We start from the raw sequence: 15,578 nt of genomic DNA on the forward strand, positions 1-15,578 counted from the left end.
CTTCGGCGTCTCCAACTACCGCGCCTGGCGGATCGCCGAGATCGTCCGGCTCTGCGACCTGCAGGGCGTGCCGCGGCCGGTGGTCAGCCAGCCCTACTACAACGCCATGAACCGTATGCCCGAGGTCGAGCACCTGCCGGCCTGCGGCCACTACGGTCTGGGCGTGGTGCCCTACAGCCCGCTGGCCCGCGGCGTGCTGACCGGCAAGTACCATCCCGACGAGGCGCCGCCCGCCGAGACCCGCGCCGGGGCCGAGGACACCCGGATGATGCAGACCGAGTGGCGCCGCGAATCCCTGGTCATTGCCCAGAAGGTCAAGGCCCATGCCGAGGCGCAGGGCATCACCCCCGGCCAGTTCGCCGTCGCCTGGCTGCTCAACAACGCCCTGGTCACCGCGCCCATCGCGGGGCCGCGGACCGAGGCCCAGTGGGCCGACTACCTGGGCGGCCTGGACTACGCCTTCACCGCCGAGGACGAGGCCCTGATCGACGGCCTGGTTCCGAGCGGCCATCCCTCGACCCCCGGCTACAGCGACCCCGCCTACCCGATCGAGGGCCGGGTCGCGCTGAGCGGCTGAGGGCGAGACCGTGCACAGCCTCCCCGGCCGTTGCCACTGCGGCAACCTCACCCTGGTCTACGAGACCGCCGTGCCGCCCGCCGAGACCGAGGTCCGGGCCTGCGCCTGCGGCTTCTGCCGGCGCCACGGCGCGCTGAGCGTTTCCGATCCCGAGGGCCGCCTGCGGATCGCGGTCGCCGACCCGCAGCGCCTGATCCGCTACCGCTTCGCCCTGGGCACGGCCGACTTCCTGATCTGCGCCGACTGCGGGGTCTACGCCGCCGCGGTCCTGGCCGAGGGCGACGCGGCCTGGGCGGTGCTGAACCTCAACCTGCTGGACGCCCGCGACGACTTCACCCGGGCGCCCCGGGTCGCCGACTACGATGGCGAGGACACGGCCGCCCGGGTCCGCCGCCGCAAGGCCAGGTGGACCCCGATCGCCGCCTGATCAGCTGCCGTTCTCAACCGCCGTTCAGGGCCTGGGCCGCGCGGGCGTGGAGGGCGCGCTCGGCCTCGCCTTCGGCCGCCGGGAACTCGGTCCGCAGCCGCTCCAGGGCCTTGATCGTGCCGGCGTGGTCGTGGAGGCCGAAGCGGGCCTGGGCCAGGTCGGCCAGCAGTTCGGCGCTGGCACCGTAGATCAGGCAGCTCTCCAGCAGGTCCCGCGCCTCCTCGTGGTAGCCCTTGCCCAGGCACTTGCGGGCCAGCTTGCGCCGTTCCGGCACGGGCTGGCCCAGGGCCTTGAGGCGCGTGGGCCAGTAGAGCCGCCATTTCGGCTTGGGGCGCTGAAACCTGATCTTCTTTCGGGGCCGAGGCATGCCCCTTCAGATAGGCGGCCCGGGCTTAGGCGCCAAGCCGTTCCCGGGCGATTTCGTACCACTCGCGCTGGGCCCGGTAGTAGGGCTTGGGCGCCAGCTCGACCGAGCGGACGACCTCGGCGAAGACCTCGCGGGCCTCGTCCCGGCGGCCGGCCTGCTCGAGCAGCAGACCGTAGCGGCAGCGCGCCTCCTCGCCGGCGAAGTAGCCGACCAGGGCCTCGTATTCATAAAGCGCCTGCTCGGTCTCGCCCTGGCCCTCAAGGCCGCGGGCGTAGAGCAGATGACCCTCGGCGGACTGGAAATTCGGGTCCGCCTGTCGCAGCCGGTCCAGGGCCTCGACGCTGCCGGCGAAGTCCTGCAGCCCGAAGCGGGCCTTGGCCAGGGCCAGCAGGATCGCCGGGTCCTCGCCGTGGATCCCCTGCAGGCAGCCGGCCAGCAGCTCCTGCGCCTCTTCGTAGCGGTTCTTGTAGAGGCACTCCTTGGCCAGCTTGAAGCGGTTCTCCACGGTGTCGGCGCGCGCCGCCTCCCGGGTCAGCTGGCGAAGCTCGCGGTCCGGGTTGACCACCGAGTCCAGGTCCTTGGCGACCTGCCGGCCGGCGCGACTGTGCGCCAGCTCCGGCAGGATCTCGACGAAGAAATAGGCGATCGCGCCGACCAGCGGCAGCATCATGACGATGAAGACCCAGTAGGTCTGCCGCCCGGTCTTCAGGACGTGGACGACCAGCAGGATCTGGAAGGCGATGACGACGGCGCCAAGGATCGGCACGGCACGAAACCCGATGCTCTCTGGAGACGCCACCCTTTCAGGTTGCGCTTAGCACAGGGTTAACACGCAGCCGGCCGGTCGCGCATACCCTGTCCGGGGGCCCTTTCGCCGGCCGCCGAAAAGTAGCCCCCCTGCCGCGCAAAGGGGGGATCGCGGCAGAGGGGCACCGAGTGGAAGCACTCTTTTCTTGCAGGCTGCTGACGGCGCGGCGGCGGGGGATTGACCGCCTGCCGTCTGCCTGTCCGAGTAGTTCGTTCCGGAATTGGGCAGGTTTGTGGCTGCGGCGTTAACTTTTCTCCATCTTGCGCGATCTCGGGCGCGGCCGGGGGATCCATCGAGGGGGCAAGATGGCGGGCGTGATGATCGTGACCGGCGGCAGCTGGGCCGATCGTCTGGCTGCTGTCCGTGGAGTCGCCCTATACGACGGGTGCGGTGTTGCGAGTGTCGGGCGGCCGCTGAGCCTAGAAGGAGACGCCGAAGATCAGCATCAGGTCGTGGGAATGCAGGTCGGCATCCGGATCGCCGGCCTCCCGGTCCAGGGTGGCGCGGTCGCTCTCGCCCTGGCCGACGTAGCGGTAGGCCAGCGAGAGGTTGAGGTTGCTCGACAGCGGCATGTTGACGCCGGCGGTCAGGCCCCAGGAGAGGTTGTAGCGCTCCCGGTCCGCCTCCTCGGCGCTCAGGCCGGCCGTGCCCGAGGCGCCGTCGCCGGGCCGCCGGGTCAGGCCGATGCCACCGCCCAGGTAGGGCTGCATGTTCATGCCGAAGAGCCCCTCTTCGCCCAGGTCGAAGGCGTAGAGCAGGCTGACCGTGGCGGAGGTGTCGGCCTCCCCCGTCTCGCCGCGCAGGGCCGCTAGCTCGCCGGCGTAGGCCTCCTGCAGGGCAAAGGGAGACTGCTGGCCGAGACCGGCGGCGATGCGCCACTCGCCGCTTTCGCGTGGCAGGGCATAGCCCATGGAGACGCCCAAGCCCTTAAGCCCGCCTGAGGGATTGCTTCCCGCCGGGCTCAAAGCGAAGCTGCTCGCCGAGGCTTGATTCGCGGCCGGGAGATCGAAATCGAGGTAAAACCGATCCTCACCGGCCGCGGCCGGCCGTGCCAGGCCGATCAGCGCCACAACGGTTAAGAAAAGGTTAATACTTCGCACGCTCTGAATCCCCGAAAACCTGACGAAATGTAGCAGGTTTGATCCTAAAAGGCCAAAATCAACTTTAGGTTAGTTTCGTGACCTTTGCCGCTTTGCCTGACCGTTAAACGATTCTTTAACCCTCTACACCAGTGAAACGCTTCAACCCCTTGTACCAGTGCAACACATTCAAATGACCGACGGTCCGCTTCCAGTCTATCGCCAACGCCGCCGGGACCGCCTGATCAAGCCCGACATGGCACAGGAACTCGCGGCGGAGAAACTGCAGAGCCTCCACAATGCGCTCCGACACTACGAACCGGCGATGGGCCGCGGCGGCTGGAAGGCGCGTCTCGGCCTGGAACGGCGCAAAGCGGATCCCCCGCAAGGCCTTTATATGTTCGGCGGGGTGGGCCGCGGCAAGTCCATGTTGATGGATATCTTCTTTGAATCCGCCCCTGTTGCATTAAAGCAACGGGTCCATTTCCACGCCTTCATGGCCCAGGTCCACGACCGCCTGCACGACTGGCGCCAGAAGACCAAGGGCAGCAAGGCCGACCCCCTGCCCGAGCTGGCCGCCGAGCTGGCGGAAGAAGCCTGGTTGCTCTGCTTCGACGAATTCCACGTGGTCAATATCGCCGACGCCATGATCCTGGCCCGGCTCTTCACCGGACTCTTCGACCGGGGCGTGGTGATGGTCGCGACCTCCAACTTCCCGCCGGACCGGCTCTACGAGGGCGGCCTGCAGCGCGAACGCTTCCTGCCCTTCATCGAGCTGCTCAAGCGGCGCCTCGACGTGCTCGAGCTGGACGGCCTCCTGGACTATCGCCTGGCCCGCCTGCGCGAGCTGGAGGTCTACCATCAGCCCCTGGACGCCGCGGCCGAGGCGGCGCTGGAGGCCGCCTTCGCCCGCCTGACCGAAGGCGCCGCAACTGCGCCGGACAGCCTGACGGTCAAGGGCAGAACCCTGGAGGTGCCGGCGGCCGCCCGCGGCGTCGCCCGCTTCGACTTCGCCGAGCTCTGCGAGCGCCCCCTGGGCGCCGAGGACTACCTGGCCCTGGCCCGGCGCTACCACACCCTGGTCCTGGCCGGCGTCCCGATGCTGACCCCGGAACGGCGCGATGCGGCGCGGCGATTCATGGTCCTGATCGACGCGCTCTACGAGCAGCGGGTCAATCTCATCGTCTCGGCCGAGGCCGCCCCGGAAGCCCTCTACCCCGAGGGCAGCGGCGCCTTCGAGTTCCAGCGCACCGTCTCGCGCCTCAACGAGATGCAGTCCAAGGACTACGTCGAGGCCGCCTCGGCCCCAAACGCGGCGCGGCGCGCCAGCGTCTAGTCCGAGCCCGTGCTAACCGAAGCCGAGATCCAAGATCGGCGGCCGGTCTGGGTCGCCCTGTCCGAGCTCTGGCTCGATACCGAGCTGCAGGACCGCGACTTCGACCACATCGCGAGGGTGCTCCGAGCCAGCGGCTACGACCGGGACGCCTTGGACCGGATCCTGGCCGAGGAGGTAGCGCCGGTGGTCTATCTCAACCTCTATTCGGTCGCCGGCGTCTGGACCGGCTTCGATCCGGATTGGCTCTGCGCCGAGATCTCGCGCAGGCTGCGAACGCGGGGACCAATCCGCGCCTGGCTCGTGCGGCGACGGCGTGCCGTGATGACAGGCCTAATCCGCGATGAATGGCAGGCGGTGCTGCGCCGCTACGATGCCTTGGCAGAGGAAGCAGATGCTTCGCGCTGAGCGGGGCGCCGCCTCGTCTTGCTCCCTCCTGAGTTTCGCGCTAGTAACCGCGCGGTCCGGCCGTCCCTTCGGCTGGGACTCACCTTACAAGCCGCGGCGCGACGCCTGGACGCCGATGCCGCCGGCACTCAGTTGCGGGGAACAGGCATCATGGCAAGGAACAAGATCGCGCTGATCGGCGCCGGGCAGATCGGCGGCACCTTGGCGCTGCTCGCCGGTCTCAAGGACCTGGGCGACGTGGTCCTCTTCGACATCGTCGACGGCATGCCCCAGGGCAAGGCGCTGGACCTGGCGCAGACCGGACCGGTCGAAGGCTACGACGCCAAGCTGGCCGGCGCCTCCCGGTACAGCGCGATCAAGGGCGCCGACGTGGTCATCGTCACTGCCGGCGTGCCGCGCAAGCCGGGCATGAGCCGCGACGACCTGCTCGGCATCAACACCAAGGTGATGCAGGCGGTCGGCGAGGGCATCAAGAAGAACTGCCCCAAGGCCTTCGTGATCTGCATCACCAACCCGCTTGACGCCATGGTCTGGGTCCTGCAGCAGGCCAGCGGCCTGCCGACCCACATGGTGGTCGGCATGGCCGGCGTGCTCGATTCGGCGCGCTTCCGCCACTTCCTGGCCCAGGAGATGAACGTCAGCCAGGAGGACGTCAGCGCCTTCGTGCTCGGCGGCCACGGCGACACCATGGTGCCCATGGTGCGCTACTCGACGGTCGCCGGCATCCCGCTGCCGGACCTGGTCAAGATGGGCTGGATCAGCCAGAAGCGGGTCAACGAGATCGTCCAGCGCACCCGGGACGGCGGCGCCGAGATCGTCGGCCTAATGAAGACCGGCTCGGCCTTCTACGCTCCCGCCGCCTCGGCCATCGCCATGGCCGAGTCCTATCTCAAGGACAAGAAGCGGGTCCTGCCCTGCGCCGCCTACATGAAGGGCGAGTACGGGGTGAAGAACCTCTACGTCGGCGCCCCCGTGGTGATCGGCGCCAAGGGCGTCGAGCGGGTGGTCGAGCTGAAGCTCTCGGCGGCCGAGAAGAAGATGCTCGACAAGTCGGTGAGCGCGGTCAAAGGCCTGGTCGAGGCCTGCAAGAAGCTGAACGCCACCGACAAGTCGCCTGCGAAGGCCAAGCCGGCCCCGCGCAAGGCCAAGCCGGCCTCTACGGCGCGCGGACGCACAAGCAGGACGGCCTAGAGCGGGATGATTTGAAGTCGAAGGGACTTCAAATCTGAATCCCGCTCTAATCCAACAGTTGAGAGCACGATGATTTGAGGTCGATTCGACCTCAAATCATCGTGCTCGTGGGCGCCGGCCGCCGTCCCGAGCCCGTAAGTTCCCGGTGTCCCTGCGCCGGGCCCTGTCCGGCGGGTCGGCGGCAGCGCGGTTGCACGCGCGGTCGGGCTTGCTACAGTACTTAAGTCTTAGAGGAGACAGGGACCGGGCAGCGCGGCCGCGGGGGCCGCGTAAACGAATTCTTCGAACGAACGTCTCCCCCTCGAGCGAGGCTCAATCCTTCCTATGAACATTCATGAGTACCAGGCCAAGAGCCTGCTGCAGAAGTTCGGCGTTGCCGTGCCGCGGGGCATCCCGGCCTTCACGCCGGAGGAGGCGGAGAACGCGGCCCGCGAGCTGGGCGGGCCCGTCTTCGTGGTCAAGTCCCAGATCCACGCCGGCGGCCGCGGCGCCGGGCGCTTCACCGACGACCCGGACGGCAAGGGCGGCGTGCGGATCTGCAAGTCCCTCGACGATGTCCGGGAGGAGTCCCGCAAGATGCTCGGCCACGTCCTGGTGACAAAGCAGACCGGCGCGGCGGGCAAGGAGGTCAAGCGGCTCTACATCGAGGAGGGCTGCGACATCGCCCGCGAGCTCTACCTGAGCCTGCTGGTCGACCGCGCGACCTCCTGGATCACCGTGATGGCCTCGACCGAGGGCGGCATGGACATCGAGGAGGTCGCCGCCAAGACGCCGGAGAAGATCATCATGGTGGCGATCGACCCGGCCCAGGGCCTGATGCCCTACCACGCCCGCAAGATCGCCTTCGGCCTGGAGCTCGAGGGCGACCAGGTCAAGTCGGCGGTGCGCTTCCTGATCGCCATGTACAAGGCCTTTACCGAGCTCGACGCTTCGCTGGTCGAGATCAACCCCCTGGTCGTCACCGGTGCCGGCGAGGTCATCGCCCTGGACGCCAAGATGAACTTCGACGACAACGCGCTCTACCGGCACAAGGACCTCGCCGGCATGCGCGACGAGGACGAAGAGGACCCCATGGAGCTGGAGGCCGCGCGCCACGAGCTCAACTACATCAAGCTCGACGGCAACATCGGCTGCATGGTCAACGGCGCCGGCCTGGCCATGGCGACCATGGACATCATCAAGCTCTACGGCGGCGAGCCGGCCAACTTCCTCGACGTCGGCGGCGGCGCCACCAAGGAGCGGGTGACCACAGCCTTCAAGATCATCCTCTCGGACCCCAACGTCGAGGGGATCCTGGTCAACATCTTCGGCGGCATCATGCGCTGCGACGTCATCGCCGAGGGCGTGGTCGCCGCCGCCAGGGAGGTCGCCTTGAAGGTGCCCCTGGTGGTCCGTCTCGAGGGCACCAACGTCGACCTCGGCAAGAAGATCCTGGCCGAGTCCGGCCTCGCCATTACCTCCGCCGACGACCTCGCCGACGCCGCGGACAAGGTGGTCAAAGCGGTGAAGGAGGCGGCGTGATGGCGGTTCTCGTCGACAAGGATACCAAGGTCATCTGCCAGGGCTTCACCGGCTCTCAGGGCACCTTCCATTCCGAGCAGGCCATCGCCTACGGCACCCGGATGGTCGGTGGCGTCACCCCCGGCAAGGGCGGTAGCACGCACCTCGACCTGCCGGTCTTCGACACGGTGGCGGAGGCGGTCGAGAAGACCGGCGCCGAGGCTTCGGTGATCTACGTGCCGCCGCCCTTCGCGGCCGATGCGATCCTGGAATGCATCGACGCCGAGGTCGGCCTGGCGGTCTGCATCACCGAAGGCATCCCGGTGCTCGACATGGTCCGGGTCAAGCGGGCCCTCGGCGGCTCCAAGACCCGGCTGGTCGGGCCCAACTGCCCGGGGGTGATCACGCCCGAGGCCTGCAAGATCGGCATCATGCCGGGTCACATCCACGCCCGCGGCAGGATCGGCGTGGTTTCGCGCTCGGGCACCCTGACCTACGAGGCCGTGGCCCAGACCACCGCGGCCGGGCTGGGGCAGTCGACCTGCATCGGGATCGGCGGCGACCCGGTCAACGGCACCAACTTCATCGACTGCCTGGAGATGTTACTGGCCGACGACGAGACCGACGGCATCGTCATGATCGGCGAGATCGGCGGCTCCGCCGAGGAGGAAGCCGCCACGTTTTATAGTAAGTCGAAAGTTAATAAGCCGATGGTAGGATTCATCGCCGGTCGAACGGCGCCGCCGGGGCGGCGCATGGGCCACGCCGGTGCCATCATCTCCGGCGGCAAGGGCGGTGCGGAGGACAAGATCGAGGCGATGAAGTCGGCCGGAATCCTGGTTGCCGACTCGCCCGCCACGCTCGGAAGCACCATGTTGAAGGCGATGAAGGGCTGATCCGGACCCGGGGAAAAACGGCCCCGGGGACCACCAAAGCAAGGGCGGCGCGGGCGGCCCGAAGGCCGTCGCGCCGAAGCGGAGCATGGCACAGACGAGCAAGACCGGACCCCAAGCTGGCAATGGCGTCGATCCGGCCGTCATCGCCCGGCAGTTTCAGCAGTACCAGACGGACCCCGGCGGCCTGACGCCGGACTGGAGGGCCTTCTTCGACGACCTCGACGACGAGGCCCGGGGCCTGATCCAGGGCCTGGTCACGCCCGCAGCCGTGCCGCCGCAGCTGGCGGCCGGCGCCAGCGCCGAGCAGATCCGCAGCGCCACCCTGGACTCGATCCGGGCGCTGATGCTGATCCGCGCCTACCGGGTGCGCGGCCATCTCGAGGCTGACCTCGATCCCCTGGGCCTGACTCCCAAGGTCCCGCATCCCGAGCTCGACCCCAAGACCTACGGCTTCACCGACGCCGACATGGAGCGTCCGATCTTCATCGACCACGTGCTGGGCCTGGAGACCGCGACCCTCCGGGAGATCGTCAAGCGGGTGCGCGCGACCTACTGCGGCAAGATCGGCGTCGAGTACATGCACATCCAGGACCCGGCGCAGAAGGCCTGGATCCAGGAGCGAATCGAGTCGATTCAGAACGAGACCCAGTTCACCGACACCGGCAAGCGCGCCATTCTCGAACGCCTGACCGCCGCCGAGGTCTTCGAGAAGTTCCTGAACAAGAAATACACCGGCACCAAGCGCTTCGGCCTGGACGGCGGCGAGTCCATGATCCCGGCGCTGGAGCAGATCCTGAAGCGCGGCGGCCAGCTCGGCCTGAAGGAGGTCGTGATCGGCATGCCGCACCGCGGCCGGCTCAACGTGCTCGCCAACTTCATGGGCAAGCCCTTCACCGCGATCTTCTCGGAGTTCCAGGGCGGCGCCGCCAGCCCCGAGGACGTCGGCGGCTCCGGCGACGTCAAGTACCACCTCGGGACCTCGACCGACCGCACCTTCGAGGGCAACACGGTGCACCTTTCGCTGACCGCTAACCCCTCGCACCTGGAGGCGGTCGATCCGGTGGTGGTCGGCAAGGTGCGCGCCAAGCAGATGCAGCACCGGGACCACGACCGCACTCAGGTCATGGCCCTGCTGATGCACGGCGACGCCGCCTTCGCCGGCCAGGGCCTGGTGCCCGAGACCCTCGATCTCTCCGAGCTCAAGGGCTACCGCATCGGCGGCACGATCCACTTCATCGTCAACAACCAGATCGGCTTCACCACCAACCCGGTGAACTCGCGCTCGGGGCCCTACTGCTCCGACACCGCGAAGATCATCCAGGCGCCGATCTTCCACGTGAATGGCGACGACCCCGAGGCGGTGGTCCACATCGCGCGCATCGCGACCGAGTTCCGCCAGACCTTCAAGAAGGACGTCGTCATCGACATGTTCTGCTACCGGCGCTTCGGCCACAACGAGGGCGACGAGCCGGCCTTCACCCAACCGCTGATGTACGCGAAGATCCGCCAGCATCCGACCGCCCGGCAGATCTACGCCGAGCGCCTGGTCGGCGAAGGCCTGCTGACCGTGGAGCAGGCCGAGGGCATGGTGGCTGAGTGGAACCAGCGCCTGGAGAACGAGTTCAAGGCCGCCGGCAGCTACAAGCCGAACAAGGCGGACTGGCTGGAAGGCACCTGGAGCGGCCTCGACAAGGTGCGCGGCTACGACGCCCGGCGCGGCGATACCGACGTCCCGGTCAAGGTCCTGCAGCAGGTCGGCGAAGCGCTGACCCGGGTGCCCGAAGACCTGAACGTCAATCCCAAGATCGTCCGCCTGCTGGATGCCAAGCGGCAGATGTTCGAAACCGGCGAAGGCATCGACTGGGCGACCGCCGAGGCCTTGGCCTTCGGCACCCTGCTGGTCGAGGGCAACCCGGTGCGCCTTTCCGGTCAGGACTGCAACCGCGGCACCTTCTCGCAGCGCCACGCCAAGCTGGTCGACCAGAAGGACGAGACCAGCTACATGCCGCTGAACCATATTAGCGAGGGGCAGGCAACGATCGAGATCGTCGACAGCCCCTTGAGCGAGCTCGCGGTCCTGGGCTTCGAGTACGGCTTCTCCCTGGCCGAGCCGCGCAGCCTGACCCTCTGGGAGGCGCAGTTCGGCGACTTCTCCAACGGCGCCCAGATCATCATCGACCAGTTCATCGCACCCGGGGAATACAAGTGGCTGCGGATGTCCGGCCTGGTGATGCTGCTGCCCCACGGCTACGAGGGCCAGGGGCCGGAGCACTCCTCGGCCCGCATCGAGCGCTATCTGCAGCTCTGTGCCGAGGACAACATCCAGGTGGTCAACTGCACGACCCCGGCCAACTACTACCACGTCCTGCGCCGGCAGCTGCGCCGCGACTTCCGCAAGCCGCTGATCGTGTTCACGCCGAAGTCGCTGCTGCGCCACAAGCGCTGCGTGTCACCGCTCGCCGACTTCGGCCCCGGCTCGAGCTTTCACCGGGTGATGTACTGCGATGCGCCGCCCAGCGATCCGAAGGGCGCCAAGCAGGTGGTGATGTGCAGCGGGAAGATCTACTACGAGCTTCTGGAGGAGCGCGAAAAGCGCGACGCCAAGGAGGTTCACCTGCTGCGTCTCGAGCAGCTCTATCCCTTCCCGGCGGACGCCCTGGCGGCGGAGCTCGAGCCCTACAAGCACTGCGACCTGGTCTGGTGCCAGGAGGAGCCGCGCAACATGGGCGCCTGGGCCTTCGCCAACAGCTTCATCGAAGAGGTGGCCGAGGGCGTCGGCGTCAAGGCGCCGCGACCGCGCTACGCCGGCCGGCCCTCCGCGGCCTCGCCGGCCACGGGCCTGGCTGCGCGCCACAAGAAGGAGCAGGCCGCCCTGATCGACGACGCCTTCACCCTGGGCAAGAAGCGGACGCATCGGATCGCCGCGGCCAAGGAGCACCAGGAAAAGGTGGGCGGAAGCGGCAAGCCCAAGGCGGCGGCGGAATAGCCAGCCCGGCGAGCAAAGAGGCAGGACGATCATGACAAGCGATATTCTGGTCCCCACGCTCGGCGAATCGGTTAGCGAGGCGACGGTCGCGCAATGGCTAAAGAAGCCCGGCGAGGCGGTCGCCCTCGACGAGCCGGTGGTCGAGCTCGAGACCGACAAGGTCACCCTCGAGGTCAACGCCGCCGAGGCCGGCGTGCTTTCCGAGATCGTGGTCGAGGCCGGCGCCAACGTCGAGGTCGGCGCCCTGCTCGGCCGGATCGCCGAGGGCGAGGGCGCGGCTCCCGCAGCGGTCGAGGCCAAGCCGGAAGCCCCGGCCCCCGCCGCACCGGCCGCCAACGGCGGCGGCGCGCCCAGCGAGGTTGTGGTGCCGGCCCTGGGCGAATCGGTCAGCGAAGGCACGGTCGGGCAGTGGATGAAGCAGGTCGGCGAGGTCGTTGCCGCCGACGAGCCCCTGGTCGAGCTCGAGACCGACAAGGTGACCCTCGAGGTCAACGCCCCGGTGTCGGGCGTGCTTAGCGAGATCAAGGTGCAGGAAGGCGCGACCGTCGAGGTCGGCGCGGTGCTGGCGATCGTCACCGGCGGCGGCGCCCCGGCGGCGCCGGCGCCCGTCGAGGTCGGGCCCGCGCACGGTGAGCTCTCGCCGGCGGTGCGCAAGATGCTGGCCGAGCACGATCTCGACCCGGCCCAGGTGCCCGGCACCGGCAAGGGCGGCCGGATCACCACCGAGGACGTGGTCGACTACCTGGAAAAGGGCGCCGCCGCTGCGGCGCCGGCGCCCGCCGCGCCCTCCCCTGCGGGCTTCGCGCCCGGCGCGGTGCCGCGCAGCGGCCCCGGCGGCAAGATCACCAAGGCCGACCTTCAGGGCGTTCTCGGCGCCGCAGCCCCCGCGGCCAAGGCCCCCTCTCCAGGCGGGGTGACGGCCAGAGCGACGCCTGCCGGCCCGCGCGAAGAGCGGGTCCGCATGACCAAGCTGCGTCAGACCATCGCCCGGCGCCTGAAGGAGGCCCAGACCACCGCCGCCATGCTGACCACCTTCAACGAGGTCGACATGGGCGCGGTCATGGCCCTGCGCGCCAAGCACAAGGAAGGCTTCGAGAAGAAGCACGGGGTCAAGCTCGGCTTCATGTCCTTCTTCGCCAAGGCCGTGGTCGCCGCCTTGAAGGAGTTCCCCTCGGTCAACGCCCGGATCGACGGCGAGGAGATCGTCTACAACAAGTTCTACGACATCGGCATGGCGGTCTCGACGCCCAACGGCCTGATGGTCCCGATCCTGCGCGACTGCGACGTCAAGTCCTTCGCCGAGATCGAGGCGGCTCTCGGCGAGGTCGCGGCGCGCGCGCGCGACGGCAAGATCGGCATGGACGAGCTGCAGGGCGGCAGCTTCACCATCACCAACGGCGGCGTCTTCGGCTCGCTCAACTCGACGCCGATCCTCAACATGCCGCAGTCGGCAATCCTGGGCCTGCACAAGATCCAGGAGCGGCCCATGGCGGTGAAGGGCGAGGTCGTGATCCGGCCGATGATGTACCTGGCGCTGAGCTACGACCACCGGATCATCGACGGCCGCGAGGCGGTGACCTTCCTGGTCCGGGTCAAGGAATGCATCGAAGACCCGGAACGGATGCTGGTCGGGCTTTAGGCCTCTGCCTCAAGCCGACCTTCCGTCTCTGTGCTGATCCCTGGTGTCCGACGGCTTGCCTGTCTTCGCCGCAGCCGGTCTTCAGGCCCTCTCGCGACTCCGCCAGCTTCTGAGCCCCATCCGAAGGCCCATCCCGGCGGCCAAGATGGCGCCGAGCGCGAGGATGGCGAGGGCCAGATAGCTCAAGATGCTCGCCTGCACGAAGGCGGATTTGTACTCCATCGCATCGCGCGTGATTCTTAGCTGAGGATTCGTGGCTGCCAACTCCGGCGCGGTTCTCAAGACATCGAGCCTGATCTGGTAAGACGTACCTTCCACGCTTGGAAAGCGACCAATCTTTCTCGCGATCGTCGGACCGTAGGATGCTCCAAGGTCACCTGAGGAGGTGTCTCCGGACACTGTGACGTTCCGATCGACCGCGACTCTCCACGAAAGAGAGAGCTCTGGCTGAATGCCGCCACAGGTTCCCCGAAGCGGCTTCAGGCCCAAGAGGCACTCGATCTCCTTCTGCGGCAGGGTCTTCTCGACATCTATCGCGATCTCGTAGCTACCGTCGCTTCTGGCCTTGAGGTCGAAGGCGAAGCTGCGACCTTCAACCAGCTCGATGGGCGCACTTACTGGCACCCACTCGCCGCTGCGCAGCAGATAGCTGGCGCCGACTAAGAGGCTGCCGCCACCGAGAATCAGCAGACCGGCGAAGACGGCGAGGAATCGCATCGGTCGGCTCATTCCTTTCAAGTGAATAGCTCTTGGAGGCTCTTCAACTATTAGAGGTGGCGGAGACCCAGGTTCAAGTCTCGACGGCGAGGGGCATCGGAACCGCAAGGCTCCTTGCGGGCTTGAAATGCCAGCCACTTTTCGTCTTCGATGTTCATCACTGATCGTTGAGAGGGGCGAAGGTGGTCTTCATCTGGCTGGCGGCCGGATTTTTTGCGCTTGCTTGCGTCGTTCTTGCCGCCCTCCTCGTCTTCGGGACGGCCGCGGTCGGGCCGCCGCGCGAAGGCCTGGGGTTCAACACCGGCCTCGAAAATCTGGACTACAGCGACCTGCCGGAAACCCAGGTCTGCCCGGCGCGCGACGGCCGGCAGATCCCCTACCGTCTCTATCCCGCCGAGGCCGAGAAGACGGTGATCCTGATCCACGGCTCCGCCAGCCGCGGCCGTTCCCTGCACGGCCTGGCCGAATACCTGGCCGAAGCGGAGATCGCCCGCTGCGTCACCCTCGACATGCGGGGCCACGGCTGGGGCCGGCCCGGCGACCTCGATTACGTCGGCCAGCTGGAGCACGACCTCGCCGACCTGATCGAGCACCTGGCCCGGCAGGGCCTGGCCAAGCGGCTGGTCGTCCTGGGCTTCTCCATGGGCGGCGGCTTCGCCCTGCGCTTCGCCGGCAGCCGCTACGGCGAGGAGGCCGGCGCCTACGTCTTCCTCGCGCCCTTCATCGGCGCGGAGTCGCCGACCCTGCACCCGGACAACGGCTGGGCCTACCCGCAGCCCGGCCGGATCCTCGCGCTGCGGCTGCTCAACGCGCTCCGCATCACCTGGTTCAACCGGCTGACGGCGCTGCGCTTCGCGATCGGTGCGGAGGACCTGCCGGTTACGACGCCGGACTACTCCTACCGCATGATGCTCGGCTTCGCCCCCCGGGCTGACTACCGGGCCAACCTGAAGCGCATCACCCGGCCCGGGGTCGTGATCATCGGCAGCGAGGACCAGGACTTCCGGCCGGAGGCCTATCCGGAGGACGTCATCGCCCACGCCCGGAACCTGCGCTTCACGCTGCTGGAGGGCCTGAACCACATGGACCTGATCACCGACGACCGGGCCTTCCGGGCCATCGGCGAGGAGATCGAACGGCTTTAACCGCGCCGCGCCTCGGTCTCCAGCTCCAGCAGCCGCGCGAGCGCCTTCGGCCGCCGGACCAGGTCGGCCAGGGTGTAGCCGGAGAGGGCCTGGAAGAAGGCCTCCAGGGCCTCGGCGAAGATTTGCTTCAGGCGGCAGGCTGGGGTGATCGCGCAGCGGTTCTCCTCGGGCTTGAAGCACTCCACCAGCGCCAGGTCCTCTTCGGTGGTGCGGACGACCTGGCCCAGGTCGATGGCCTCCGGCGGCCGGGCGAGCCGCAGGCCGCCGCCGCGCCCGCGGCTGGTCTCGATCCAGCCGGCCGCGCCCAGGTTCTGCACCACCTTCATCAGATGGTTCTTGGAGATGGCGTAGCTCTCGGCGATCTCCTGGATCGTGCTGCTCTCCCCGGGCCTCAGCGCCAGGTACATGAGGACGCGCAGCGCATAGTCGGTGTGCGTGGTCAGGCGCAAGGGTCTCTCCTAAAGATGCATATTCTGTATTGCTTTTAAACGCCGGTCCTATTAGA

14 protein-coding genes and 1 pseudogene are annotated in these 15,578 nt (G+C 67.9%); 10 read left to right on the plus strand and 5 right to left on the minus strand.

Annotated elements, in window-relative coordinates; all coding sequences use genetic code 11:
* A partial coding sequence (locus QNJ30_10065) for an aldo/keto reductase (protein MDJ0943802.1) occupies window positions 1–577 on the plus strand: 577 nt, incomplete at its 5' end.
* A 10-nt stretch (window positions 578–587) separates the two neighbouring features.
* The gene (locus QNJ30_10070) at window positions 588–1,004 is read left to right on the plus strand and encodes a hypothetical protein (protein MDJ0943803.1); all 417 of its coding nucleotides are present in this window, start codon (window positions 588–590) and stop codon (window positions 1,002–1,004) included.
* Window positions 1,005–1,017: 13 nt separating this feature from the next.
* Here QNJ30_10070 and QNJ30_10075 read toward each other — a convergent pair whose 3' ends face one another.
* From QNJ30_10075 to QNJ30_10085, 3 genes are all read right to left on the minus strand, one after another.
* Entirely contained in the window at window positions 1,018–1,371 is a 354-nt protein-coding gene (locus QNJ30_10075) for a hypothetical protein (protein ID MDJ0943804.1), read from the minus strand.
* Window positions 1,372–1,396: 25 nt separating this feature from the next.
* Entirely contained in the window at window positions 1,397–2,137 is a 741-nt protein-coding gene (locus tag QNJ30_10080) for a tetratricopeptide repeat protein (GenBank protein MDJ0943805.1), read from the minus strand.
* Between the two features lie 461 nt (window positions 2,138–2,598).
* Window positions 2,599–3,249, minus strand: a complete 651-nt coding sequence (locus tag QNJ30_10085; GenBank protein MDJ0943806.1) for an outer membrane beta-barrel protein — start codon at window positions 3,247–3,249, stop codon at window positions 2,599–2,601.
* Between the two features lie 202 nt (window positions 3,250–3,451).
* On the opposite strand from QNJ30_10085, the gene zapE reads away from it, so the two are divergent.
* From zapE to odhB, 7 genes and pseudogenes are all read left to right on the plus strand, one after another.
* Window positions 3,452–4,594 (plus strand): cell division protein ZapE, encoded by a 1,143-nt coding sequence (gene zapE, locus QNJ30_10090; protein ID MDJ0943807.1) that lies wholly within the window; start codon window positions 3,452–3,454, stop codon window positions 4,592–4,594.
* A gap of 9 nt (window positions 4,595–4,603) precedes the next feature.
* Window positions 4,604–4,999, plus strand: coding sequence for a hypothetical protein (locus tag QNJ30_10095; GenBank protein MDJ0943808.1), 396 nt, complete (start codon window positions 4,604–4,606; stop codon window positions 4,997–4,999).
* Between the two features lie 150 nt (window positions 5,000–5,149).
* Window positions 5,150–6,094: pseudogene (gene mdh, locus QNJ30_10100) on the plus strand (malate dehydrogenase).
* Window positions 6,095–6,514: 420 nt separating this feature from the next.
* A complete protein-coding gene (gene sucC, locus QNJ30_10105) occupies window positions 6,515–7,711 on the plus strand; it encodes an ADP-forming succinate--CoA ligase subunit beta (GenBank protein MDJ0943809.1) in 1,197 nt (398 codons plus the stop codon).
* A complete protein-coding gene (sucD, locus tag QNJ30_10110) occupies window positions 7,711–8,586 on the plus strand; it encodes a succinate--CoA ligase subunit alpha (GenBank protein ID MDJ0943810.1) in 876 nt (291 codons plus the stop codon). Before sucC ends, sucD begins: the two co-directional genes overlap by 1 nt.
* 85 nt (window positions 8,587–8,671) lie before the next feature.
* Window positions 8,672–11,572 carry a 2-oxoglutarate dehydrogenase E1 component gene (locus QNJ30_10115; protein MDJ0943811.1) on the plus strand — a complete coding sequence of 967 codons (2,901 nt, stop codon included), beginning with the start codon at window positions 8,672–8,674 and terminating at the stop codon, window positions 11,570–11,572.
* 31 nt (window positions 11,573–11,603) lie between these two features.
* Window positions 11,604–13,211, plus strand: a complete 1,608-nt coding sequence (odhB, locus tag QNJ30_10120) for a 2-oxoglutarate dehydrogenase complex dihydrolipoyllysine-residue succinyltransferase (GenBank protein ID MDJ0943812.1) — start codon at window positions 11,604–11,606, stop codon at window positions 13,209–13,211.
* An 81-nt stretch (window positions 13,212–13,292) separates the two neighbouring features.
* Here the strand turns inward: odhB and QNJ30_10125 are convergent, their stop codons facing one another.
* Window positions 13,293–13,928 carry a hypothetical protein gene (locus QNJ30_10125; protein ID MDJ0943813.1) on the minus strand — a complete coding sequence of 212 codons (636 nt, stop codon included), beginning with the start codon at window positions 13,926–13,928 and terminating at the stop codon, window positions 13,293–13,295.
* 182 nt (window positions 13,929–14,110) lie between these two features.
* On the opposite strand from QNJ30_10125, the gene QNJ30_10130 reads away from it, so the two are divergent.
* The gene (locus tag QNJ30_10130) at window positions 14,111–15,073 is read left to right on the plus strand and encodes an alpha/beta hydrolase (protein ID MDJ0943814.1); all 963 of its coding nucleotides are present in this window, start codon (window positions 14,111–14,113) and stop codon (window positions 15,071–15,073) included.
* On the opposite strand, the gene QNJ30_10135 is transcribed toward QNJ30_10130, so the two are convergent.
* A complete protein-coding gene (locus QNJ30_10135; GenBank protein MDJ0943815.1) occupies window positions 15,070–15,522 on the minus strand; it encodes an Rrf2 family transcriptional regulator in 453 nt (150 codons plus the stop codon). The genes QNJ30_10130 and QNJ30_10135 overlap by 4 nt on opposite strands.
* Window positions 15,523–15,578 lie beyond the last annotated feature (56 nt).

The organism is Kiloniellales bacterium (assembly GCA_030066685.1).
GTDB lineage: Bacteria > Pseudomonadota > Alphaproteobacteria > Kiloniellales > JAKSBE01 > JAKSBE01.